This window comes from Sphingorhabdus profundilacus, assembly GCF_009769755.1.
GTDB lineage: Bacteria > Pseudomonadota > Alphaproteobacteria > Sphingomonadales > Sphingomonadaceae > Sphingorhabdus_B > Sphingorhabdus_B profundilacus.
In genome coordinates, this window is sequence record NZ_SDWJ01000001.1 from 1,316,620 (window position 1) to 1,340,948 (window position 24,329).

The following is a 24,329-nucleotide window of genomic DNA, read 5'->3' on the forward strand; positions in this document are numbered from 1 at the left end:
TCAAAAAGCCCGTCCGATTTCGGGACAATCAGGCTTTAGAAGGTTGCTCCACCACGCGGATATGCAATTCGCGCAATTGCTTCGCCATGGCGGGCGACGGTGCGCCCATCAACAGGTCTTCGGCGCGCTGGTTCATTGGGAATAGCGTGATTTCGCGCAGATTTTGTACGCCGCACAGCAGCATCACCATACGGTCGACACCTGCCGCCATGCCGCCATGCGGGGGGGCGCCATATTGGAAAGCACGGTACATGCCGCCAAAGCGTTCCTCGACATCCGCCTGCGTCAGGCCGGTCAGTTCGAACGCCTTGACCATCAGGTCGGGATGCTGGTTCCGGATCGAGCCAGAGGCAAGTTCATAGCCGTTGCAAACCATGTCATATTGGAATGCCTTGATGGTCAGCGGGTCCTGCGTTTCCAATGCTTCGAGGCCACCTTGCGGCATCGAGAAGGGGTTGTGCGCGAAATCGACCTTCTTTTCCTCTTCGCTCCATTCGTAGAAGGGGAAATCGATAATCCAGCAGAAACGGAACGCGTCCTTTTCAATCACGTCGAGCTGCTCGCCGGTGCGGGTGCGTGCGGCACCGGCCAGCTTCGCCGCCTGATCTTCCTTGCCAGCGGCAAAGAAACAGCCGTCATCGGGGCCAAGGCCAATGGCCTCGTAGAGCGCCTTCATACCCTCTTCGCCATGGTTCTTCGCGATCGGTCCGCCAAATTCGCCGCCCTTGCGCGTGACATAGCCAAGGCCTGCATGGCCTTCGCTGCGCGCCCAGTCGTTCATGTCGTCGAAGAATTTGCGGCTTTTCTCAGCCGTGTTCGGCGCAGGGATAGCGCGCACGACGCCGCCGCCTTCGACGATGCGTTCAAACAGGCCAAAGCCGCTTTTACGGAAATGCTCGGTCACATCATGGATGATGATCGGGTTACGCAGGTCGGGTTTGTCCGTTCCGTAATCAAGCATCGCCTTGGAATAGGGAATGCGGGGGAATTCGCCTGCGGGGGTGACCTTACGGCCTTCGGCAAAGCTTTCGAACACACCCGCCATGACGGGTTCCATCGTCTCCCACACTTCTTCCTGCGTGACGAAGCTCATTTCGAGGTCGAGCTGGTAAAATTCACCCGGCAGACGATCGGCACGCGGGTCTTCGTCGCGAAAGCACGGCGCGATCTGGAAATAGCGGTCGAAACCGGCGACCATCAGCAATTGCTTATACTGCTGCGGCGCCTGCGGCAGGGCGAAGAATTTGCCCGGATGGATACGGCTGGGCACGAGGAAGTCGCGCGCGCCTTCCGGGCTGGATGCGGTCAGGATCGGAGTTGAATATTCGGTGAAGCCGATATCTTCCATCCGGCGGCGGGTTTCGCGGATAATCTGCGTACGCTTGACGATATTGGCGTGCAGCGTTTCGCGGCGCAGGTCGAGAAAACGATATTTCAGGCGCGTTTCTTCGGGATATTCCTGCTCCCCTGCGACCGGCAGCGGCAATTCTTCGGATTTGCTGAGGATGGTTACGCTGCGCGCAAATACTTCAATATCACCGGTGGGCAAATTGGCGTTTATGGTCGCGGCACTGCGCGCCTTAACGTCGCCGTCAATGGTGACCACGCTTTCGAGCCGCAACCCTTCGAGAATCGGCAAGGCTGGACTGTCACTGTCCGCGACAATCTGAGTCATGCCATAATGGTCACGCAGATCGACGAACAACACCCCGCCATGGTCGCGCTTGCGATGGACCCAGCCCGACAGGCGGACCGTGTCTCCGACATTGGAAGCGCGAAGTTCCGCGCATTTGTGCGTGCGATAGGCGTGCATTGTTCACTCAATTCAAAAAAGCTGTGGAAAGCGCGCCTAACAACCTTGCAGCAACACTTTGTCAAGTCGTGAATGCCTGTTATGGCCCATGCCACATGCAGATTCATCCACTCATCACCGACAGCAAACGCCTCGCCGAATTATGCGCGCGCCTTGCACACTCGCCTTTTGTTGCGGTTGATACCGAATTTATGCGGGAAAATACCTATTATCCCGACCTTTGCCTGATCCAGTTGGCCGACGCCAATGAAGCGGCGGCGATCGATCCCAAGGCCGACGGGCTGGATATGACCCCGATGCTCGATCTTTTGTGCAATAACGAAGATGTGCTGAAGGTTTTCCATGCTGGTGGGCAGGATATCGAAATCTTCTTCAATCTGACCGGCAAGACACCGCACCCTATGTTCGACACGCAGATCGCGGCAATGGCGCTGGGCCAAGGCGAACAGATTGGCTATTCCAATCTGGTTGATCTGTGGATGGGTATCCAGCTCGACAAGGGCGCGCGTTTTACCGACTGGTCGCGCCGCCCGCTCGACAAAAGGCAGATTGATTACGCGATTGCCGATGTGACGCATCTGTCGGTGATTTTTCCGATGATGCTGGAAAAGCTGAAGTCAACCGGGCGCGGCATGTGGCTGAATGACGAGATGGAGCGCATTTCGGACGCTGCCAATTATCGCAATGATCCCGAAAATGCGTGGAGCCGGATCAAGGTGCAATCGCGCAAGCCCGATGTGCTCGGCCGCTTGCAGGCGATGGCCGCATGGCGCGAGAAAGAGGCGCAGCGCAAGAATATCCCGCGCGGGCGGATCATGAAGGACGAAACCCTCGCCGACATCGCCGCACATCCGCCCAAGTCGCAGGCCGATCTGCCCAAGGTACGCGGCCTGTCGCCCGCCTGGCGCGATAATGAGATCGGCGCGCGCCTGATTGCCGTGATCGAATCGAGCCAGCCCATGGCACGCGACGCCTTGCCCGATCGAATTCGAAGCGCGCCCGGTGGTGGCAAGGACGGATCGCTGGTTGCCGACTTGCTCAAGCTTTTGCTGAAAATCCGGTCCCGCGAAATCAACGTCGCGCCGCGCCTGATTGTCCGCACCGAAGAACTGGAACGGCTCGCGGCGGGTGAGCGGGACGATCTGGAAATGCTGACGGGTTGGCGTTTCGAACAATTTGGGCGCGATGCGCTGGATTTGGTCGAGGGACGGTTGGCCTTTGCGGTGGTCAATGGTAAGTTGAAGATGACGCGCACCCTTGATGAGGAATTGCTTTCATGAACAGGTTTGCCCCCATTGCGATTCTGGCATTATCCGCTTGCACCAACCCCGTCCGCGAAGCGCCCTATACAACCGAGGTGGTTCCGATCGAAAAGGCCGGTGGCTTTGCCTGTGCTGCCGAATCGGTGCAATATGCCATAGGTCAGAAAACCAGCGCCGAATTGGGCAGCAAATTGGTCGCCCAAAGCGGATCGGCGTCGCTGCGCTGGTTGCCACCGCATTCGATGGCAACCATGGATTATCGTGCCGACCGGCTGAATGTGCATTATAATGACGACATGATCATCACCCGCGTCAATTGCGGCTAGGTTTTTGGTAGACTTCTTAATTTGCCGTCACCCTGAATAAATCCAACACCGTCACCCGGAACAAATCCAACACCGTCACCCTGAATAAATCCAACACCGTCACCCTGAACTTGTTTCAGGGTCTTATTTCTTCAGCGTCTAAAACTAAGACCCTGAAACAAGTTCAGGGTGACGGTGAAGATATCGGAAATTTGTTTGCCGTTAAACTTCCAGTATCTTCTTCACCAAAGCCAGGTTGACCGGCGCATTGTCTGCCAGCGCCTTTGCGTTGGCGTTGCGCGCAAAGCTTTCGATTGCCGCATAGCTGCGTTCGATGCGGCGCGTGACATAGCGGAGCGCGTCGATGCTGATAACGGCACCGCGATCCGCCAGTTGTTTTTGCAGCAATTGTTCGATCATTTCATCATCCGGGGCGCCGATCTCAAGCAACAGCGCAGCCCCGATCCGCGATTGCAGGTCGGGCAACACAATGTTCCAATCCACCGGGTGCCATCGCGATAACAGAAGCAACGGGACGGCACTTTCCTGCGACCGGTTCCATGCATTAAACAAAGCTTCAGCCGCGCTCGCTTCTGCATCGTCAATCACCGTGCCACCCTGCCCTGAAAAATAGCGCGCCATGAGGCTTTTGCCCGAGCGCGCCGGGCCGGTCAAAATGGCGCAGCCCTTGGGCCAGTTCGCACTACTGCTTATGCCTGCAAAAGCGTTTGCGTTGGATGGCGTGATGATCAGACTGGATGACGCGCCACCGCGCAATTCGTCCAAAGGCAAAGCTATCTGGCGCATGGTGCGATAAGCTTAAGGCCGGGGCTGAGCAGGAGCAGCGGGTGTAGGCGGTGTTTCAGGAACAATGGAGCGCACAACATCGTCGAGCGACTGGACAATAGGCGCCTCGATATTCGGGTCAATTTCACCGGACGGCATCGCCTCTTCTTCGGCATCCAGCTCCTCGTCTTCGACAACCTCTTTTTCAAGAACAAGCGAAGCATCAGCGCGCAGACGGCCATCGGCGAGCGCCGATTGGAAAAGCTGGTCCATCCGCACCACGGCCTGGTCCATCATGGCCGGAATGCCTGCGCTGCTGCCGGTGCGAAGTATAAATGACCCCAGAAATTTGTTATCAGGCCCATAGCGTGCCGAAAATTTTCCGACCACGGGTCCGCCGGGCCATTGTCGTTCGATCCTCGCGATCGGTATGATGACATCGGCTGCACCAAATTGATCCAAAATCGTCCGCCACCAGATACGGCTGCGCCGATCCATCTGTCCGGCGTTGAGCAGCAATGATTCGCCCCCTGCCCCGCTTGGGCGGACATAATCCACCCGGCTGTCGGCGGTACGAAACTTTGCCCAGCTTCTTTGCCATGATGTGCGTTGTTCAAACACTGTCGGCGCACCTGCCGAATAGGTCACGGGCAACAGCAACAGCGGCGCGGATCGCTGGGTGACGCCGCTGAATCCCAGCAGCTGTCCCGCGCGTGCGCGATCAAACAGCACGCTGAGTTTTGCGATATAGCGGCGGGGACCTGTTTGTTCATTTTCCACGACAATCGCCGCAACAATGCCGTCGAGGGTCGAATCCGATAGTGTTGAACCGGCGGCCCCATGTGTCTTGCGCCAAAGCGCTGACCATGCCAGCCGCTGCGCCTCTTCCCAGCCTTTTTGCCGGGCTTCAAAGGCGTTTTTACCTGTGACATTGACCGAAACACCCGTCACTTCAAAATCACCGGTGCTGGCAATCGGCGCTATGCCGCGCTTGGGGCCTTCGATCTGAGCCACAACAATCCCGCCGCCGATCAGCGCCAGAGGCAGGCCGATCGCCGCAATGCCAAACCATTTCCTGCCCATTTTTAACATCATCCTGCCTTTAGGCGACATAGACGTGGAATTCCAACCCTGATCTCGCTAACGGCGACAAATGGACGCAAAAGATCAGCAATCCGAATCCTATACCTATGCCAAGGCGGGTGTATCCATCGAAACCGGCAACGCACTGGTGCGCGCTATCGCACCACTGGCCAAGGCGACACGCCGCGCGGGGGCAGACGCCGATCTTGGCGGATTTGGCGGCTTTTTCGACCTGAAAGCAGCAGGATTTAACGATCCCCTTTTGGTGGCCGCCAATGATGGTGTCGGTACAAAGTTGAAGCTCGCCATCGAATCGGGCCGTCATGAAGGCGTCGGCATCGACCTCGTCGCCATGTGCGTCAACGATCTGATCGTACAGGGCGCAGAGCCACTCTTCTTCCTCGATTATTACGCCACCGGCAAACTCGACAATGACGTGGCGACCGCCGTCGTCGCCAGCATCGCCGAAGGCTGCAAACAGGCGGGCTGCGCGCTGATCGGCGGGGAAACGGCCGAAATGCCGGGCATGTATAGCGAAGGCGATTATGACCTCGCCGGATTCTGCGTCGGCGCGGTCGAGCGTGATCGGGTGCTGACCTCCGACAAGGTCGCCGACGGCGATGTCATCCTTGGCCTCGCATCATCGGGTGTGCACAGCAACGGCTTCTCGCTTGTCCGCCGCCTTGCCGCCGACAAGGGCTGGAAACTCGACCGCCCTGCCCTTTTTGACCAGAATGTCCTGCTGATCGATGCGCTGATGGCGCCGACACGTATCTATGTGAAATCGCTGTTGCCGCTCGTCCGCACGGGCAAGGTGCATGCGATGGCGCACATCACCGGCGGCGGTCTGCTGGAAAATATCCCCCGCGTCCTGCCCGCCGGTCTGCACGCACATATCGATGCGGACGCATGGGAACAGCCCCGCCTGATGGCATTCCTGCAGGCGCAGGGACATATCGAACCTGAGGAAATGGCGCGCACATTCAACTGCGGCATCGGCATGGCAGTTGTCGTCGCGGCTGCCGATATGGCCGATGTGCTGGCGGCGATGGAAGCCGCCGGGGAAACCGCACATCGCATCGGCCATATCGCGGCCGGTGAAAAAGGCTGCACGGTGACAGGCAGTACCGAGACGTGGAGCGCAAAAAGCGATTGGACCGCAACGCATGCGGGATAACAATCCTGTGCCCAAAACTCCCGTCACCCTGAACTTGTTTCAGGGTCTTGGTCTTCCGATGTTGAAAACTAAGATGCTGAAACAAGTTCAGCATGACGATCTAAAGGCGGCACAATGACCAGAGCCAAAGTCGCCGTCCTGATCTCGGGCAGTGGCACCAACATGGCCGCTTTGCTCTACGCCGCCAAGCACCCCGATTGCCCCTATGAAATCGTTCTGGTGGCCAGCAACAATCCCGATGCCGAGGGGCTGACCTTGGCGCAAGGCGAAGGCATTGCGACCTTTGCCCATGCACATAAGGGAATGGACAGGACAGCGCACGACGCGATCATGCATGCCAAGATTTTGGAATCGGGCGCGACCCATGTCGCGTTGGCCGGATATATGCGGATAGTAAGCGAGACTTTTGTGGAGCAATGGGAAGGCCGGATGCTCAACATCCACCCGTCGCTCCTCCCCAAATATCAGGGGCTGCACACGCATCAAAGGGCGCTGGATGCGGGCGACAAAGTGGCCGGATGCAGCGTGCACCTTGTGACGGCGGAGCTGGACGCCGGTCCTATTTTGGGCCAGACCGAAGTGGCCATATTGCCGGACGACACCGCCGAAACACTTGCGGCCCGCGTCCTGTTTGCGGAGCATCAGCTTTATAGCCGCACACTCGCCGCTTTTGTATCGCGCGACACCGACCCCGAATGGCTGGTGGCGCAAGTGCGCGAACGCGCGATGGCGCAACCCGAAGCCGACGAGGTGTCGTCCCACGGCATGCCCTGTTTCGGCATCATCGGCGGCAAGAAATTCGCTTATGTGTCGGTCGACCATCATGGCGACGGCAAAACCGCGCTTTTGGTGAAAATCAGTGGCGCGGAAGAACAGGCGATGCTGATCGACAGCGACGAAGACCGCTATTACCGCCCCGCCTATTTCGGCGACGGCTGGATCGGCATCCGGCTGGATCTGGGCGACACAGACTGGGACCATATCGCCGACTGGCTCGCCAAAAGCTGGCGCGCGGTGGCACCCAAGAAGCTGACCAAGCTGATGGATGTGGCTGGGGAGTTTTGATCTGACCTGCCACTCTCCGACACCGTCACCCTGAACTTGTTTCAGGGTCCATCGGTCAGCGAAGCCCTGCATTTCAGGGGGCAGCGCCATAGTGCGTCGCGGTGGCGCATCCATCAAGGTTCGGGGGTAACTTCGAAATGGACCCTGAAACAAGTTCAGGGTGACGGGTCGGAGATGATTGCAACCTTCTCCGCGTCCTCGGCGAACTCTGCGTGAATCATGTACGCGTCCGTTCTTAGTTCACGCAGAGAGCGCAAAGTTCGCAGAGGCTGGAAATGTCTTGGGCCCACCTAGACAGGGTATGTTCGAGCCATATTCTCGCACCCGTTACCCTGATGCCGAAGATGTGCAGAGCACACCCTGTCTCTACCCGTCACCCTGAACTTGTTTCAGGGTCTTAGTCAGCAACGTTGCAGTAATAAGACCCTGAAACAAGTTCAGGGTGACGGGCGGTTGGGTTTGGGTTTGCTGACCAACCGACAAATTCCGCCTCACTGCGTGACCTCAGCAGCCATGAAAAAAGGCCGCCGAATTGCTCCGGCGACCTTGAATTCTTCGTGTAAGTACCCTTACCCAACAATTTCTTCCGGCTTGAAGAAGTAAGCGATTTCGATCGCGGCGTTCTCGTCGCTGTCCGAACCGTGGACGGTGTTGGCTTCGATGCTTTCGGCCAGTTCCTTGCGGATCGTGCCGGGTTCAGCATTGGCAGGGTTGGTTGCGCCCATGATGTCGCGGTTGCGCTGCATGGCGTTTTCGCCTTCCAGAACCTGCACGACGACGGGGCCGCTGATCATGAAATCAACCAGTTCGCCGAAGAAGGGGCGCTCTTTGTGCACGGCGTAGAAGCCTTCGGCCTGTTCGCGGCTCATGTGGATGCGCTTGGACGCAACGACGCGCAGGCCGGCTTCTTCCAGCATCTTGGTGACCGCACCGGTCAGGTTACGGCGGGTTGCGTCGGGTTTGATGATCGAAAAGGTGCGGGTGGTCGCCATGGGAGATGCTCCTGATAAGTATGCGTGAAAAACTGGCGCGCCTCTAGCCGCTGCGGTGCAGCATGGCAAGGGTTGTGATATCCGGGTGGCTTCAGTTCTTCGCGCCGCCTGTGATGACGGCGCACTATAACAAGTTTAAGGCCCCTGCACCCATTTGCCGCCATCCTGTTTCCAATAGCGGCGCTCGACATCCTCGCGATTGGCAAGTGTGCGCCAGGCGGTGCGGGCATTGTCCGTGTGGCTGGGCGGAAACAGGTAGAAAATGCGGTCGAAACCCAGGGCCTCATCGCGCCATTCGCCATCGGCCAGCGCCACGAAGCGTGCGCCGTTGGCCGCGTCCGGCGCGGTGGAGAGCAGGATGGGCTGCAACGCATCGTCCCCCTCGCCCGCCTTGGCATGGGCGAGGAAGCTGTCGGGCTTGGCATTCCACAGCGCGGTCGACAGCCGGTTCAGTTGATCCCCTTCCCCGCTAACCACCAGCATCCGCCCGCCCCCGTCCAGCACGCGCTGGGCGAGAACGGGTATCACCTTTTCGGCAGGGTCACGGGTCAGCTGGTAAAAATCGACTTGCACTTGCTCCCCTCCCGCTTGCGGGAGGGGCTGGGGGAGGGTCAGTCTTGCCTTCCGCCACAGTCACCCTCCCCTAGCCCCTCCCGCAAGCGGGAGGGGAACTTTAGCCTTCGAAATTATCGGCCACAAAGCGGTCGAGCAGGCGCACGCCGAAACCGGTCGCGCCCTTGTCCCAGACGGCGCCGGGCTTGTCGGCCCAGACCGTACCGGCGATGTCGAGATGCGCCCATTTCACGCCATCCTTGATGAAGCGCTGCAGGAACTGGGCCGCGGTGATCGAGCCTGCGCCCTTACCGCCGATATTCTTCATATCGGCAATGGGGCTGTCGATCATCTTGTCATAGGCCTTGGACAGCGGGAAGCGCCAGAGCGGGTCGCCCGAGGCCTTACCTGCGGCGGTCAGCTTGTCGGCAAGCCCATCATCGTTGGTGAACATACCGGCATATTCGCTGCCCAGCGAAACGATGATCGCACCCGTCAGGGTCGCGAGATCGACGATATATTCAGGGTTATAGGTTTCCTGCGTCCAGTGCAGCGCATCGCAGAGGACCAGACGGCCTTCGGCATCGGTGTTCAGCACTTCGATGGTCTGCCCCGACATGGAGGTGACGATGTCGCCCGGACGCTGTGCATTGCCGTCGGGCATATTTTCGACAAGGCCGCAAATGCCGACGACATGGGCCTTGGCCTTGCGTCCGGCGAGCGCCTTCATCACGCCTGCAACGGCACCTGCGCCGCCCATATCCCACTTCATATCTTCCATACCTGCGGCAGGCTTGATGGAAATGCCGCCGGTATCAAAGGTCACGCCCTTGCCGACGAAGGCTACGGGACGTGCCTGCGCGCCGCCGGTTCCGTCCCATTTCATCGCCAACAGACGTGCCGGACGACGAGAGCCTTGCGCCACGCCCAACAGCGCGCCCATACCGAGTTCGGCCATTTGCTTGTCGTCGAGGATGGTGATTTCAATGCCCAGATCCGCCAGATGCTTGCACCGTTCAACGAAGCTTTCGGGGTAGATGATATTGGCAGGTTCCGTGACCAGTTCCCTGGTCAGTGCGACACCGTCCGCGATGGCGGCATAACGCGACCAGAGCGTTGCGGCCTCTGCCGGTGCGCCAGCGACGCTCAGCGCCTCGACCGAGGGTTTCGACGTATCGGCAAGCTTGGTGCGGTATTTGTCCATCCGCCAGTTGCGTAAAGTTGCGCCATAGGCGGCCTCGGCAGCGGCCTGCGCCGACAGGTTTTCGGCGTGGATCGCGATATGCTTGGCGCCCGAGGTCTGCACCTTGGCGATGATTTCGCCGCCTGCTTTTTGATAATCGCCTGCATCCCCCTCCGCAACGCCCAGCAAAACAATCCGCACCAGCTTTCCACCTTCACTTGCGATCAGCAAAAAGCTTTGCCCTGCATCCCCCTTGAAACGGGCGAGTTTCGCGGTGTCGTGCACCATTTGTGCGTTATCGAGCGGGAATGCGAATCCTTCAAAACTGCTTTTTGTAACAATGAATGCAAGCACATCGGCTGCTTCGGGTCGTGTTGTGGCAAATTCAATCTTCATGAAAATGGTCAGCCTTTCCGCTGGGCGTTATGTATTGACGCTTTCTATAGGCTCAATTGTGTGCGCTATTAAAGCAAAAGATAGGCTTGGTTGCCGCCCCGTTAACCGCATATACAGTGATCGGGCGCAAGATGGGTGGACCTGAGCTTAGAGCGGCTATAAAGGACGTGCCGGTTTATATGATGATCCCCGCCCTTCGGCCCTCCTATATACAGCTTTTGCTGGCACTCTTGCTGATTGGCGGCATCACTGTGCCATCGACCGCTATGGCGCAGGATGTACCAGCGCCTGCCAAAGATCCCGCCTCCGAAGACAAGATCGGATTTGCAGCAGCGACGGTCGAATATGATTCGAACAGCGATATTGTGACAGCAAAAGGCGATGTTTTCGTGGATCGCGATGGTTACACGCTGCGTGCCGATATGGTTGTATGGAACCGCAAAAGTGGCGAAGTCACCGCTGAGGGCAATATCCGGTCAGTCGGCCCCGAAGGCGATGTGGCCTATGGCGACAAAATTTCTGTAAATGACAGCCTGAAAGATGGCATTGTCGACAATTTGCTGGTCGTTCTGGCCGACGAAAGTCGTCTGGCGGCGCATCGGGGGTCGCGCAAGGACGGTATCTATAAACTCGACTATGCAGCCTATACCGCATGCAAAGTCGAGGGACCCGACGGATGCCCCAAAAATCCTAGTTGGGAAGTGAAGGCCGTCAAAGTCATATATGATCCGGCCACAAAACGTGTCAAATATGAAGGCGCGCGGATCGAATTGTTCGGATTACCCATCGTTCCCCTGCCCTTTTTGTCGCACCCGGTCGATGCAAAGGCGGGCAGTGGTTTCCTTGTCCCCAGCGTCGGCTTTTCGCGCAATAACGGCCTTGAAGTCGAACAGTCCTATTTCTGGCGTATTTCCCAGAACCGCGATCTCACCGGTGCGATTACCGCATTTTCCGACGCCGCTCCGCTGGGGCAGGTCAAATTTCGGTCGCTTGAAAAAACAGGTGCGTTCCAAATCGCCGCCTATGGAACGTACAGCAACCGAATCGACACCAGCGGTGCCGTCGTTCCGGCCGGGAACAATGTTTTCCGCGGCTATATAGAGGGTTCCGGCAAGTTCCAGCTTAACCCCAACTGGTCGATTTCAGCATCGGGTCGAAGGGCGTCGGACCGGACATTTCTGCGCCGCTATGATATCAGCCGCGATGACCGGTTGCGATCCACCTTCGCGGCTGAACGCATCGACAGCGACAGCTATTTTTCATTGTCCGGCTGGGCAGTGCAAACTCTGCGTACCGGCGACCGTCAGGGCCTCGCCCCGATTGCCTTGCCTGAGATCGACTATCGTCGCCGGATCAATGACCCGCTTTTTGGCGGAAAATTCAATATTCAGGCGAACAGCCTGGCCATTGGCCGCACCGCCGGGCAGGATACCCAGCGGGCTTTCGGGTCGGTCAAATGGGACTTGCGGAAATTAACCGGGCTGGGACAGGAAGTCACTTTTACAGCGCTGGCCCGGGGCGATGTTTATCACAGCGACGAAAATGCGAGCACCGCAACGGTTATTTATCGCGGCCAAAGCGGATGGCAAGCAAGGGCGATATTTGCCGGTGCGGCCGACATAAAATGGCCCTTTGTTGGCAAGGCGCTTGGCGGGTCGCAGATATTTACACCGCGCGTGCAACTGGTCGCCGCGCCGTCGGTAAAAAATCTCAAAATCCCCAACGAAGATTCGCGCGCAGTCGAGTTGGAAGACAGCAACCTGTTCGCGCTGAATCGTTTCCCGGGCTATGACCGGTTTGAAGATGACTATCGCATCACCTATGGTTTTGATTGGGCGCTGCGAAAAACGAGCTTTACCGCAGATGTGAACATCGGCCAAAGCTATCGTTTATCGAACCGTGCCTCGATTTTCCCGGATGGAACCGGGCTATCCGATAAGGCATCCGATTTTGTCGGCCGCAGTGAATTTCGTTTCAAGGACATAATAAAGCTGACCCACCGTTTCCGGCTCGACAAGGACAATCTGGCGATCCGGCGCAACGAAGTGGACGCGACAATCGGGTCGCGGGGCACTTATGTGCAAGCAGGTTATCTCAAACTGAACCGCAACATCGGGCCAACGGTCGAAGATCTTTCGGACCGCGAGGAAATCCGGTTGGCCGGGCGCGTGCGTGTTGCGCGCTATTGGTCGGTTTTCGGATCGACGATTATCGACCTTACCGACACGACCGAGGATTCAACCACATTGGCAGACGGGTTCGACCCCATTCGGCACCGCTTAGGCGTGGCTTATGACGATGACTGCCTGTCACTCAGCCTGACCTGGCGCCGGGATTATCAACCGACGGGCGATGCGCGGCGCGGCAACAGCTTCCTGTTCCGGCTGGCATTTCGCAATCTGGGTGTGTAAGGCCCTGTGACTTGGGGGATAAGGTCCGGTATTGCTCATCTGCTGTTCAGCAGGTTCTGGCTATTTCCCAATCTTGTTTTGATTTAGTACTGGATTGACATCGATGAAGTTTTCCAAGCGCCTTTCCATTGCTGCCATGCTTGCAACCGCAACAGCATTGACGCCATTGATCGCGCAGACCGTGTCCGATGATGCGCCACCCAAAGCGCAGCTTGATATACCCGAGGGCCAGACGCTTTTCGGCAAAAATGACCCCAATGTCCGCCGCGCCACAGCGCAGGTGAATGGGGAAATCATTACCGGCACCGACATCGATCACCGGCTTGCGTTGATTGTCGCGGCCAATAACAACCAGTTACCCCCAGAAGAAGTCGCCCGTTTCCGCGCGCAAATTCTGGCCAATCTGATCGACGAAACCCTTCAGATTCAAGAGGCGGCTGCCAATGAAATTGACGTGACCGAGGGCGAAGTTAACCAGTATTTCTTCCGAGTCGCCCAACAGAATTTCAACCGGCCTGCGAATGAAGTTGAGAAATATCTGTTGTCCATCGGGTCATCGGTGGCAACGTTGAAACGCCAGATAAAGGGCGAATTATCGTGGAGCCGGCTTCTTTCGCGCAATGTACGCCCTTCGGCCAATGTCAGTGACGACGAAGTGAACGCCATCATCGAACGCATAAAGGCAACCAAGGGAACCACCGAATTCAGGCTTGGCGAAATCTATCTTTCCGCGACCCCCGAAACGATCGAAGCAGTGAGTGAAAACGCCAAGAAAATTATCGAACAACTTCGGCAGGGCGGCAATTTTGTTGCCTATGCCCGGCAGTTTTCCGAAGCATCGACCGCGTCGGTCGGCGGTGATCTGGGCTGGTTGTCGCTGGCGCAATTGCCGCAATCGCTCGCAACGGCGGCAACAGAAATGGGACCAAATGAAATTCGCGTGGTGGAATCGCCGGGCGGCCTATCGATCCTGCTGCTGATCGACAAACGTCAGGTTGCAACTTCTGACCCGCGCGATTCGGTATTGAGCCTCAAGCAGATCGCAATCAACTTCCCGGCAGGGACCAAAGAAGCGGACGTGGCACCGTTGGTGAAGCAGTTCAGCGAAGAAACGCGGAATATTACCGGCTGTGGCGCAGCAGATGAGATGGCAAAAAAATTGGGGGCCGATGTCGTGAACCGCGATGGCATAAAAGTCCGTGACCTCCCCGCCCCGTTACAACAGGTCATGCTTGATCTTCAAGTCGGCCAGTCAACACCGCCTTATGGTTCGTTAGACGACGGCGTCCGTGTCTTCGTCATGTGTGGACGCGATGCCCCGCAGGAAGCTGCTTCGGAATCGTTCGACGAAATCATGTCGCGGCTTGAGGAAGAACGGGTCAACAAAAGGGCGCGTATCTATCTGCGCGACCTTCGCCGTGACGCAGTCATCGAATATAACTGATGCCGTCAAGGCGACTTGATCTGCCGTTGGCGATTTCGGTCGGCGATCCGGCAGGTATTGGACCTGAAATCATAGGCAAGGCATGGGAAGCGCGTAAAGCCGCGAATCTGCCGCCCTTTTTTGCCATTGGTGACATGGGCAGCTTTACCCCACATTGGGATGGGCCCGTCGTCAAGATCGACGATCCCGCCGATAGCTTCGCGCATTTTAATTCCGCCCTACCGGTTATCGAGGTGCACAATTGCATCTCGGTCATCCCCGGCGAACCCGATCTGGACGGCGCGCATTGCGCCTATCAGGCGCTGGAAATGGCCATCGGCTTCGCCCGTGCAGGCAGCGCGGCAGCATTGGTCACAGGGCCTGTTTCAAAAACCCAGCTATATGCCGTTGGCTTCACCCATCCCGGACAGACTGAATTCATCGCCGAACGCTGCGGCGTGTCCAAGAATAATGCGGTCATGATGCTCGCGGGTCCAGACCTTCGCGTCGTACCGATGACGACCCATATCCCGCTCGCGTCGGTGGCGTCCAAACTGGACGGGCGTTTGATCCGGCAACGGCTGCGCGCCACGGCCAAGGGGTTACAGCGCAATTTCGGGATCGAAAACCCGCGTCTGGCAGTCGCCGGTTTCAACCCCCATGCGGGCGAATCGGGCAATATGGGCCGCGAGGAAATCGACATTTTCGAACCCGCCATCGCGCAAATACGCAGCGAGGGCTTTGACGTTGTCGGCCCCCTGTCCGCCGACACCATGTTCCATGCCGAGGCGCGTTCGCATTATGATGCAGCTTTGTGCGCCTATCATGATCAGGCGCTGATCCCCTTAAAAACACTCTACTTCCATGATGCCGTCAACATCACGCTTGGTCTGCCCGTGGTCCGGACATCGCCAGACCACGGCACCGCCTTTGGCATTGCGGGCCAGAATATCGCGATGCCCAATTCAATGATCGCGGCCATTAAAATGGCGGAAATGGCGGCGCTGAACCGCCAAGCCGCAGACGCGGCATGACCCTGCCCACATTGCCCCCGCTTCGGGATGTTATCGCCCGCCATGGCCTGTCGGCCAGCAAAGCATTGGGCCAGAATTTCCTGTTTGACGAACAATTGCTCGACCGCATTGCCGCCATCCCGGGATCACTCAAGGGACAGAATGTCTATGAAGTCGGCCCCGGCCCCGGTGGCCTGACCCGCGCATTACTTCGCGCCGGGGCAAATGTTCTTGCAGTGGAACGCGACCATCGCTGCCTGCCCGCGCTCGCCGAATTGGCGGAGGCGTTTCCCGGACAGTTGCGGGTGATCGAGGGCGACGCCCTGAAAATAGATCCGGCAAAGGAAATCGGCGGACCGTTCCACATCCTGTCCAACCTGCCTTATAATGTCGGCACGGCGCTCGCTGTCGGCTGGCTTGGCGGCGACACATGGCCGCCCGAATGGCTATCGCTGACACTGATGTTCCAGCGCGAAGTCGCTGACCGCATCGTCGCGCCTGCGGCCAGCGATGCTTATGGACGGCTGGCCATATTGGCGCAGTGGCGCTCGCACGCAAAGATCGCGATGCCCGTCCACCGCTCCGCTTTCACGCCCCCGCCAAAAGTCATGTCGGCCGTCGTGCACATCACCCCCGGCGAAGCGCCCGAAGGCGTGAAGATGGCGGTTCTCGAAAAACTGACCGGCGCCGCGTTCGGGCAACGACGGAAAATGCTGCGGCAAAGCCTGAAGGCTGTTCCCGGCGCGCTGGATGCCTTGGAAAAGGCCGGGATTGCAGCGGATCGCAGGCCGGAAACGGTGACAATCCCCGAATGGTGTGACTTGGCGCGGCAGTTGGGGTAAGCGCCTTCAATATATTTGAAACCGCCGTCACCGACCTCTCCGCACCGTCACCCTGCCGCCCTGCACCATACTCCGTCACCCTGAACTCGTTTCAGGGTCTTAGTCCTTCGACGGTGAAAACTAAGACCCTGAAACAAGTTCAGGGTGACGGCGGTTTTGGTTGGAAAAGGTGCGTACAGGTTTAATTGGGTTAGCTTTTCGAACGTCGACTTGCAGCACTTCCACATTAATTCACCGTCACCCTGAACTTGTTTCAGGGTCCATTTGTCAGTTCTTCCCCGCCTTGTCGTGACACGCCAAACGGTGACGCACGGATGGGTTTTAACTCGGACAATAGGTGCCGCTGCACTATGGACCCTGGAACGAAGTCACCGAAGGTGAAACGAGTTCAGGGTGACGGGGGTTTTGGTTGGAAAAGGTGCGTATAAGTTCAACTGGGGTAGCTCTAAGGGGATCATCCTACCGGACTTCCACATTAATTCACCGTCACCCTGAACTTGTTTCAGGGTCCATTTATCAGCCCTTCCCCGCCTTGTCGTGACACGCCAAACGGTGACGCACGGGTGGGTTTTAACTCGACCAAAGGGTGCCGCTGCACGATGGACCCTGAAACGAGTTCAGGGTGACGGGTGTTTTTGATTGGAGATGGTGCGTACAGGTTTAATTGGGTTAGCTTTAAGGGGATCATCCTACCGGACTTCCACATTAATTCACCGTCACCCTGAACTCGTTTCAGGGTCCATTTATCAGCCCTTCCCTGCCCCGTCGTGGCACGCCAAACAGTGACGCACGGGTGGGTTTTAACTCGACCAAAGGGTGCCGCTGCACGATGGACCCTGAAACGAGTTCAGGGTGACGGTTGTATTTACAAAACAACAGTTCAATCATCGAGAAGCCGCATTTTCAGCTCAAGACCCATGTTCCATTCCGCTAGGGGTGGCGCTTCGCTTTGTGCGCGGCTAAAGGCGGTGGATGCAAAACCTGCCTTCATCCGAACGCGCTGCGCTTGAAAGGATCACCCATGATCCGATGCTGGCACAGGTGCAGCAATGGGCCGCGATAAATAGCGGATCGGGTAATCTTGCAGGATTGAAAGCAACCGCCGAACTGTTGGCCGATGCCTTTGCCGTTCTTCCCGGAATCATCGACTTGCGCGAACCCGCACCTGTCGAAAAAGTGCGCGCCGACGGGGTAGTCGAAATCGTCGAACATGGCCGCCATCTGGTCGTGACCGTCCGGCCTGAAGCGCCGGTGCAACTGCTTTTTACCGGCCATATGGACACCGTCTTCCCCGCCGACCACAGCTTTCAGCAGCAGCGTTGGCTGGAGGACGGCGTGTTGAACGGCCCCGGCGTCGCCGATATGAAGGGCGGCATTGCCGTCATGCTGGCCGCCCTCACCGCTGCCGAAACGGCGGCTGAATTTGCGAATGTCGGCTATCAGGTGATGATCAACAGCGATGAGGAAGTCGGTTCGCCCTCGTCCGCGCCGCTGATTACTGCCCTCGCCAAGGGGAAGACCGCGGCGCTGACCTATGAACCAGCCCTGCCCGATGGAACCTTGGCCGGTGAACGCGGGGGCAGCGGGAATTTCTCGATCATCTTTACCGGTAAAAGCGCGCATGCCGGACGCAACCCGCAAGATGGCCGCAATGCCTTGCTCGCCGCCGCCGACCTCGCCTTGCGGTTGAAGGCGCTCACCCGCCCCGGTCTTAACGTCAATCCGGCGCGGATCGAGGGGGGCAGCCCCAATAATGTCGTGCCCGACCACGCCATTTTGCGCGTCAATTTCCGGCCCATGACACCACAAATTGTCGAGGAAACCGATCTTGCGCTTCGCATGTTGATTGCCGACATTGAGCGGGAGCATGACGTCAGCGCCCATGTGCACGGCAGCTTCGGCCGCCCGCCCAAGCCCATTGATGCAGGGGCTGCCAAGCTGTTCGATCTGGTCAAGCAATGCGGGGCCGACCTTGGCCTGTCGATTGCGTGGAGAGCCAGTGGCGGCGTGTGCGACGGCAATAATATAGCCGCCTGCGGCATCCCCGTGGTCGACACCATGGGCGTGCGCGGCGGTGCGATCCACAGTGCCGATGAATTTCTGATTACCGAAAGCCTGGTCGAGCGCGCGCGCCTGTCCGCCTTGACCATATTGCGTATCGCCAAAAAGGGAGCCTTATGACTTTCATCATCCGTCCGGCAAATATGGACGATTTGCAACCCATCTACGAAATGGCCAAGCGGACCGGTGGCGGGTTCACTAACCTGCCGCCTGACCGCACGGCGTTGACGGCAAAGCTGGAGCGGTCGGTTGCAGGGTTCAGCCGCGTTGAAGATGGCGTCAGCGATGATCTTTATGTCTTCGTTTTGCAGAACACCGAGACGGGCGAAGTCCGCGGCACCTGCCAGATTTTCGGCACGGTCGGCCAAAAATGGCCGTTCTACAGCTATCGCATCGGGGCGTTGACGCAGCATAGCGAAGAGCTTGGCCGGACCTTTCGCGCCGATATTTTGAACCTGTCGACCGATCTGGAAGGCACCACCGAAGTCGGTGGCCTGTTCCTGCATCCCGGCGAACGCGCCGGCGGCCTTGGCATGTTGATTGCGCGCAGCCGCTATCTGTTCATCCGCAACCATCGGACGCGCTTTGCCGACCGGACCATTGCCGAGCTGCGCGGTGTCATTGACGAAGCGGGTGGTTCGCCCTTCTGGGACGGCGTTGCAGGCCGCTTTTTCGGGATGAGCTTTCAGGAAGCGGACGAATTCAACGCCAAGTTCGGCAACCAGTTCATCGCCGACCTGATGCCCAAGCACCCCGTCTATATCGCGATGCTGCCCGAAAATGCGAAATCCGTGATTGGCGTTCCGCACCCCTCTGGCCGGGCAGCTATGCGGATGCTGGAAAATGAAGGTTTCGCCTGGGAAAATTATGTCGACATATTTGACGGTGGTCCCACAATGACCGCACGCACCGACCAAATCCGCAGTGTTCGCGAAGCCAAAGACACCATTGTTTCGAAAATCAGCGACATGCTGGGTGAGCATAAGGAAGGCGACAAAATGCTGATGAGTAGCGGACGGCTTAATGATTTCATCGCCGCCTATGGCTGGGTAACCGACCAAGATGGCGGCGTTGCCATCGACCCGGTCAGCGCCAAGACATTGAAGCTTTCGGTGGGCGACGCAATCACTTGTGTCCCGAGGTGGTAAGGTATGACAATTGCAGAAATCAACTTTGACGGCATCATTGGCCCAAGCCATAATTATGCGGGCCTGAGCCTCGGCAACATTGCGTCGGCCAATAATGCAGGGGCAGTATCGGAACCGCGTGCTGCCGCGTTGCAGGGTGTCGAAAAAATGCGCGCCAATCTGCGCCTTGGCCTGTCGCAGGGTTTCTTCATGCCGCTCGACCGGCCGAACACCGCATGGCTGGCGGGACTTGCGACCGACATGGAAAGCGCCGAGCCGCACATTCGCGCCGCCGCTTTTTCCGCATCGGCCATGTGGGCAGCAAACGCCGCGACGGTGTCGCCTGCGCCCGATACGCTGGACGGCAAATGCCATCTGTCGGCGGCGAACCTGCTGACCATGGCGCACCGCAGTCATGAATGGACAGGAACGCTCGCGCAACTGCGTTTGGCCTTTGCCGATGAACGGTACTTCACCGTCCACGGCCCCGTCCCGCCGCCCTATGGCGACGAAGGGGCCGCCAATTTCATGCGGCTATGCCCTTCGCATGGCGAGGCGGGCATCGAGATTTTTGTCTATGGCAAGGCGGGCGGCCCCTTCCCTGCGCGGCAGCATGTCGAATCGTCCAAAGCCATCGCCCGCGCCCACCGGCTGGACCCGGCAAAGACGCTGTTCGTGCAGCAATCGGAAACGGCCATTGCCGCCGGGGCCTTCCACAATGACGTCGTTGCCGTCGCCAATGAGCGCGTGCTGTTCACCCATGAACAGGCTTTTGAATATCCGGACGAAACCTATGCCGACATCAAAAGGCTGATGCCCGAGGCGGAGATTGTGATTGTCCCTGCCGACCGCGTGTCACTCGCCGATGCGATCCAGAGCTATTTGTTCAACGCGCAGCTTGTGACCCTGCCCGATGGCGGCATGGCGCTGATCCTGCCCAGCGAGGCGCAGGAAAACACGCGGGTCTGGGGCTGGCTGAGCGAGATGGTCGCAGGCAATGGCCCGATCCGCACGCTCATCCCGGTCGACGTGCGCCAGTCCATGGCCAATGGCGGCGGACCCGCCTGCCTGCGGCTGCGCGTCGCCTGCGGTCCCGCCACGGTCGATCCGCGCTTCATGGCGGACGAGGGGAAACTGGACCGGATTTCGGACGTTATCGCGGCGCATTGGCCCGAAACAATCGCGCCCGATCAACTCGGCGATTCCGCGCTGGTTTCCACCGTCCTCAAGGCCCGCGAAGCGTTGCTGGATGTGTGCGGTCTGGCGGAGCTGTCCTAACCGTCGAAATCCTTTACAAAAGCCGTCGGCGTTAACCATTGTGACGCCTGCAAATGCTCAACTGGCACAGGCATTGCTGTTTAGTTTCTTAACTATGAAAAAAATCGCGCGCCTGTTCTCGATCAAGACCAAATTGGAGGTCTTCCTCATCACCTACGCGCTCGGTCTGGGCGCGGCTGAACGGGGTAAGGACTATATGGTCCAATATCCGGGCAATGTGGGCAAGATGTTCTTTGTGCTGTGCACCGTCGCGGTGTTCATCGCGGCGTCCAAGATGCTGGAGGCGATCGAGCTGCACAAGGCGTTCGGGGTGGATTGAAGGCAAAAGTCCCCGGATTCTGTTGCCCGGCTCCGGGGGGCCGCTGTAACCTTTCTGTTGCCCGGCCGGTTCGGCCGCGTTCTTTTAGGATAATTTCAGACCGTGAGGCCCAAAATTACGCTGCGAGAGCAAGTGCTTCGTTATCGTTTGCACTTATGAGTTTTGAACCATTTAACGGCTTATCCATGCCGGGCAAAAACAATGCTTTTCAACGCACGTCGATCCTAGTTCAGCCCCTTCAAAACGCCCGGAAATCCGGGAGATATGGTGGAGCTGCCGGGTACCGCCCCCGGGTCCGCTGCATCTATTGCACATCGCAATTTATCGCCATAGCCGGGCGAACCCGGCAAGGACCCATATAGGCGATCTTTCGTGAATGGGAAGTGAAGAGCGTTAAATTAAACATTGTAACAGCATGATTAGCCATTAAAGTTTGCCCAAAGGGGCGTTGAAATGGATATTGATTACTCTAGGATCCTAGCAATTGCAGTGGCAACTGGACTTCTCGGAGTTTGGCGAGGTTGGAAAGAATATCGAAACAATCTGCCGGATGACATGCGCAGTGAAATATTTTGGAACGATCGCAGATACGAAGCCCTCAAAAAGGCGATGGCTGCAGCTTGGAAAGTATATTTTTGGGCGCTCGTTGTAGTTAGTGCGATTGTGGCTCTTTTTATATTTGAAATCGTTCCACCTGAGTGGGTCTTTGGCCCTTAATTACTTCGTGGTTTAGAATTCAAACGCCCTGCATATTCCGGCTCTCCGCCGGAATACGGACGATGAGGCCGTCGAGTTCGTCGGTCAACAGTATCTGGCAGGACAAGCGGCTTGTGCGCCGTGCGCCGCTGGCGAGGTCGAGCATGTCTTCTTCATCTTCGACGGCGGGCGGCAATTTGTCGAACCATGCCTTGTCGACAATCACATGGCAGGTGGAGCAGGCCATCTGCCCTTCGCACGTCCCTTCGAGCGGCATTCCGGCACCCTGTGCGACTTCCAGCAACCCCAGGCCCGTTTCAGCCTCCACCTCTTGGGCGTCGCCTTCGGCGTTGATGAAGGTTATTTTGATCATATCATCGCCCCTGCTGCATGGTTGATTGCATCGGCGGCAATATCAATTTCCGCAAGCGTCGTATAGCGCCCAAAACCAAGCCTTATCGAAGATTTTGCCTGTGTTTGGGACAGTCCGAGCGCCGACAGGACATGGCTGGGACGGCCCGACCCGCTGGCGCAGGCGGAACCTGCGGAAAAGGCAATGTCGCGGCATTCGGACATCAGGCGGCCCACATCCACCCCGTCGCGGCGGATGTTGAGATTGCCTTTGTAGCGGTGGGTTATCGAACCGTTCACGGTCCAGTCCGAAAATGCCGCAATGGCGTGGTCCCATAAGGATGCAACATGCGCGGCATCCTGCTCCATCCGCCGGGCAGCCAGCTGCGCGGCTGCACCGAACCCCGCGCACAAGGCAGGTGACAAGGTTCCCGAACGCAACCCCTGTTCCTGCCCGCCGCCATGCATCAAGGGTGTAAGTTCAATCCCGTCACGCACCCACAAAGCACCGATGCCCTTGGGTCCATGAATCTTGTGCGCGGACACGGCAATCATATCCGGCCCGTCGGGGATTGGCATCCGGCCAAAGGCCTGCACCGCATCGCACAGCAACAGGCCGCCCTGCATATGGCATTGCTCCGCCAGCTCGGCGACCGGCTGGATCGTTCCGATTTCATTATTCACGAGCATGGCCGCAAACAGGTCCTGCCCCGCACCATCAAACCCCGCGCGTCCGTCGGTCCCGACCGGCACAACCGCCCCGCCCAGATGGGCCACGCAATCCAGCACGGCCGCATGTTCGGTGGAAAGCGCCGCAACCGGCAAGCCGCAGCCTTTGATGGCAAGGTTGAGCGCCTCGGTAGCACCGCTGGTGAAAATTACCCTGCCCCCTTTGGGCAGCAAGGCGGCAATCTGGTCCCGCGCCACTTCCACAGCCGCCGCCGCTTTCCGGCCCCCGGCATGGGTACTGTGCGGGTTCCAGAAACCGTCTTTCAACCAGGGCTCCATCGCCGCAAAGGCTTCGGGGGCCATGGGCGTTGTGGCCTGATAATCGAGGTAGATCATGCCGCCTTTGTCCGCGCAGATATGCCGCGCCACACATCGACAAAGCGGTCGATATGGGCTGCGTTGGTTTCGGGGCCGAAGCTGACCCGGATGACTTGCGATGCCGCCTTTTCATCCCAGCCCATTGCGCCCAGCACATGGCTGGTTTTCAGCGTACCCGACGAACAGGCGCTGCCCGCGGATACCGCAATCCCTGCCATATCGAAGTTGATCAACTGGCTCGATGCCGCCGCGCCCGGCATCTGGTAACTGGCGATGGTCGCAAGCCTGTTGCTCGCATCGGCAACCACAATGCCGCCCGCCTCACGCACCGCCGCATCGAGGACGGCCCGCAGGCGTGCGGCTTCGGCAAGCCATGCAAATCCGGCTTCCAACGCAACGGCCAAGCCAATCGCAGCGGGCAGGTTTTCGGTGCCCCGGCGATAGCCCTGCTCTTGCCCGCCGGTCGGTTGCAACAACCCCAGATTGCGGGTCAGCAACGCGCCGACACCCGGCGGTCCGCCCAATTTGTGCGCGGATATGGCAATCAGGTCCGTGTCGGGTAGCGGCAGCTTTCCCGCGCTTTGCGAACAATCGGCGAATAAAGTCCCGCCCACGGCCCGAACCGCTGCCGCTATATCCGACAACGGCTGGATCACGCCGGTTTCGTTATTGACCGACTGCACGGCATAGCGGGCGGCCGCCTGAATCGCGCCTAGCTCGACATAACCGTCTGCCTTGACCGGCAGGTGGGCTTTTCCAGCAACCGCCAGCACTGCGTCATGCTCGACCGCGCTGGCGATGGCATCCTGCCCACGTAAGCCAAGTGCAATGGCTTCGCTGGCACCGCTTGTCAGGATCAGTTCGCCATCCCAGCCCAAGGCCGCGTTGATCCGCGCCCGCGCATCTTCCAGCGCGGCACGCGCTGCACGACCCTCGCTATGCGGGGAGGACGGGTTCGCCCAGCGCGCCATCGCGTCGGCCATGGCTTCGCGCACCGCTGGCAGCAGCGGCGTCGTGGCGGCGTGGTCGAGATATATGCGCGGATCTGGGGCCATTTGTTCCATGACAGTTGCGAAAATCGTGACTGCTTCTATATAGCGCTTCGACTTCCTGCAAAGCCCGAACAATCGGTTGCTGCGCGGCACTT

General features: G+C 58.5%; 22 protein-coding genes and 1 other RNA gene. 13 read left to right on the forward strand and 10 right to left on the reverse strand.

What is annotated here, in order from left to right; genetic code table 11:
• Positions 1–28 precede the first annotated feature (28 nt).
• The gene (aspS, locus tag EUU23_RS06090) at positions 29–1,813 is read right to left on the reverse strand and encodes an aspartate--tRNA ligase (protein ID WP_160353156.1); all 1,785 of its coding nucleotides are present in this window, start codon (positions 1,811–1,813) and stop codon (positions 29–31) included.
• 95 nt (positions 1,814–1,908) lie between these two features.
• Here aspS and rnd point away from each other — a divergent pair, with 95 nt between their 5' ends.
• Positions 1,909–3,093: a ribonuclease D gene (rnd, locus tag EUU23_RS06095; RefSeq protein ID WP_160353157.1), complete on the forward strand. Its 1,185-nt coding sequence runs from the start codon at positions 1,909–1,911 to the stop codon at positions 3,091–3,093.
• Complete coding sequence (locus tag EUU23_RS06100; RefSeq protein WP_160353158.1) at positions 3,090–3,401, forward strand: I78 family peptidase inhibitor; 312 nt, start codon at positions 3,090–3,092, stop codon at positions 3,399–3,401. The genes rnd and EUU23_RS06100 overlap by 4 nt, the downstream gene beginning before the upstream one ends.
• A gap of 201 nt (positions 3,402–3,602) precedes the next feature.
• Here EUU23_RS06100 and EUU23_RS06105 read toward each other — a convergent pair whose 3' ends face one another.
• Positions 3,603–4,187 (reverse strand): P-loop NTPase family protein, encoded by a 585-nt coding sequence (locus EUU23_RS06105; protein ID WP_160353159.1) that lies wholly within the window; start codon positions 4,185–4,187, stop codon positions 3,603–3,605.
• A gap of 12 nt (positions 4,188–4,199) precedes the next feature.
• The gene (locus tag EUU23_RS06110) at positions 4,200–5,249 is read right to left on the reverse strand and encodes a heavy-metal-associated domain-containing protein (RefSeq protein WP_160353160.1); all 1,050 of its coding nucleotides are present in this window, start codon (positions 5,247–5,249) and stop codon (positions 4,200–4,202) included.
• Positions 5,250–5,319: 70 nt separating this feature from the next.
• Here EUU23_RS06110 and purM point away from each other — a divergent pair, with 70 nt between their 5' ends.
• Together purM and purN are read left to right on the forward strand one after the other, a co-directional pair.
• Positions 5,320–6,426, forward strand: coding sequence for a phosphoribosylformylglycinamidine cyclo-ligase (gene purM / locus EUU23_RS06115; RefSeq protein WP_160353161.1), 1,107 nt, complete (start codon positions 5,320–5,322; stop codon positions 6,424–6,426).
• 114 nt (positions 6,427–6,540) lie between these two features.
• On the forward strand, positions 6,541–7,491 hold the full coding sequence (gene purN, locus EUU23_RS06120) for a phosphoribosylglycinamide formyltransferase (RefSeq protein ID WP_160353162.1): 951 nt from the start codon (positions 6,541–6,543) through the stop codon (positions 7,489–7,491).
• 569 nt (positions 7,492–8,060) lie between these two features.
• Here the strand turns inward: purN and ndk are convergent.
• From ndk to EUU23_RS06135, 3 genes are all read right to left on the reverse strand, one after another.
• Complete coding sequence (ndk, locus tag EUU23_RS06125; protein ID WP_160353163.1) at positions 8,061–8,483, reverse strand: nucleoside-diphosphate kinase; 423 nt, start codon at positions 8,481–8,483, stop codon at positions 8,061–8,063.
• Positions 8,484–8,618: 135 nt separating this feature from the next.
• Positions 8,619–9,056 (reverse strand): DNA polymerase III subunit chi, encoded by a 438-nt coding sequence (locus EUU23_RS06130; protein ID WP_160353164.1) that lies wholly within the window; start codon positions 9,054–9,056, stop codon positions 8,619–8,621.
• 100 nt (positions 9,057–9,156) lie between these two features.
• The gene (locus tag EUU23_RS06135; RefSeq protein WP_160353165.1) at positions 9,157–10,614 is read right to left on the reverse strand and encodes a leucyl aminopeptidase; all 1,458 of its coding nucleotides are present in this window, start codon (positions 10,612–10,614) and stop codon (positions 9,157–9,159) included.
• A 179-nt stretch (positions 10,615–10,793) separates the two neighbouring features.
• Between EUU23_RS06135 and EUU23_RS06140 the strand changes: the two genes are divergently transcribed.
• The 8 genes from EUU23_RS06140 (at position 10,794) to EUU23_RS06175 (ending at position 21,088) form a co-directional block, all read left to right on the forward strand.
• Entirely contained in the window at positions 10,794–13,025 is a 2,232-nt protein-coding gene (locus tag EUU23_RS06140) for an LPS-assembly protein LptD (RefSeq protein ID WP_246156147.1), read from the forward strand.
• Positions 13,026–13,128: 103 nt separating this feature from the next.
• Entirely contained in the window at positions 13,129–14,469 is a 1,341-nt protein-coding gene (locus EUU23_RS06145; RefSeq protein ID WP_160353166.1) for a peptidylprolyl isomerase, read from the forward strand.
• Positions 14,469–15,482, forward strand: coding sequence for a 4-hydroxythreonine-4-phosphate dehydrogenase PdxA (gene pdxA / locus EUU23_RS06150; protein WP_160353167.1), 1,014 nt, complete (start codon positions 14,469–14,471; stop codon positions 15,480–15,482). The genes EUU23_RS06145 and pdxA overlap by 1 nt, the downstream gene beginning before the upstream one ends.
• The gene (gene rsmA, locus EUU23_RS06155; RefSeq protein WP_160353168.1) at positions 15,479–16,303 is read left to right on the forward strand and encodes a 16S rRNA (adenine(1518)-N(6)/adenine(1519)-N(6))-dimethyltransferase RsmA; all 825 of its coding nucleotides are present in this window, start codon (positions 15,479–15,481) and stop codon (positions 16,301–16,303) included. Before pdxA ends, rsmA begins: the two co-directional genes overlap by 4 nt.
• 972 nt (positions 16,304–17,275) lie before the next feature.
• Positions 17,276–18,484 carry a hydrolase gene (locus EUU23_RS06160; RefSeq protein ID WP_160353169.1) on the forward strand — a complete coding sequence of 403 codons (1,209 nt, stop codon included), beginning with the start codon at positions 17,276–17,278 and terminating at the stop codon, positions 18,482–18,484.
• The gene (locus EUU23_RS06165) at positions 18,481–19,512 is read left to right on the forward strand and encodes an arginine N-succinyltransferase (protein WP_160353170.1); all 1,032 of its coding nucleotides are present in this window, start codon (positions 18,481–18,483) and stop codon (positions 19,510–19,512) included. Before EUU23_RS06160 ends, EUU23_RS06165 begins: the two co-directional genes overlap by 4 nt.
• 3 nt (positions 19,513–19,515) lie before the next feature.
• Positions 19,516–20,769, forward strand: a complete 1,254-nt coding sequence (locus EUU23_RS06170; protein WP_160353171.1) for an N-succinylarginine dihydrolase — start codon at positions 19,516–19,518, stop codon at positions 20,767–20,769.
• Positions 20,770–20,863: 94 nt separating this feature from the next.
• A complete protein-coding gene (locus EUU23_RS06175; RefSeq protein WP_160353172.1) occupies positions 20,864–21,088 on the forward strand; it encodes a hypothetical protein in 225 nt (74 codons plus the stop codon).
• A 42-nt stretch (positions 21,089–21,130) separates the two neighbouring features.
• Here EUU23_RS06175 and ssrA read toward each other — a convergent pair.
• Positions 21,131–21,475: a transfer-messenger RNA gene (gene ssrA / locus EUU23_RS06180) on the reverse strand.
• Between the two features lie 66 nt (positions 21,476–21,541).
• Here ssrA and EUU23_RS06185 point away from each other — a divergent pair.
• Positions 21,542–21,805, forward strand: a complete 264-nt coding sequence (locus EUU23_RS06185) for a hypothetical protein (protein ID WP_160353173.1) — start codon at positions 21,542–21,544, stop codon at positions 21,803–21,805.
• A gap of 19 nt (positions 21,806–21,824) precedes the next feature.
• Here the strand turns inward: EUU23_RS06185 and EUU23_RS06190 are convergent, their stop codons facing one another.
• The 3 genes from EUU23_RS06190 to EUU23_RS06200 are packed head-to-tail and all read right to left on the reverse strand — an operon-like array spanning position 21,825 to position 24,237.
• Positions 21,825–22,157 carry a 2Fe-2S iron-sulfur cluster-binding protein gene (locus EUU23_RS06190; RefSeq protein WP_160353174.1) on the reverse strand — a complete coding sequence of 111 codons (333 nt, stop codon included), beginning with the start codon at positions 22,155–22,157 and terminating at the stop codon, positions 21,825–21,827.
• The gene (locus tag EUU23_RS06195) at positions 22,154–23,200 is read right to left on the reverse strand and encodes a cysteine desulfurase family protein (RefSeq protein WP_160353175.1); all 1,047 of its coding nucleotides are present in this window, start codon (positions 23,198–23,200) and stop codon (positions 22,154–22,156) included. The genes EUU23_RS06190 and EUU23_RS06195 overlap by 4 nt, the downstream gene beginning before the upstream one ends.
• Positions 23,197–24,237: a cysteine desulfurase family protein gene (locus EUU23_RS06200; RefSeq protein ID WP_160353176.1), complete on the reverse strand. Its 1,041-nt coding sequence runs from the start codon at positions 24,235–24,237 to the stop codon at positions 23,197–23,199. The genes EUU23_RS06195 and EUU23_RS06200 overlap by 4 nt, the downstream gene beginning before the upstream one ends.
• Positions 24,238–24,329: the final 92 nt, after the last annotated feature.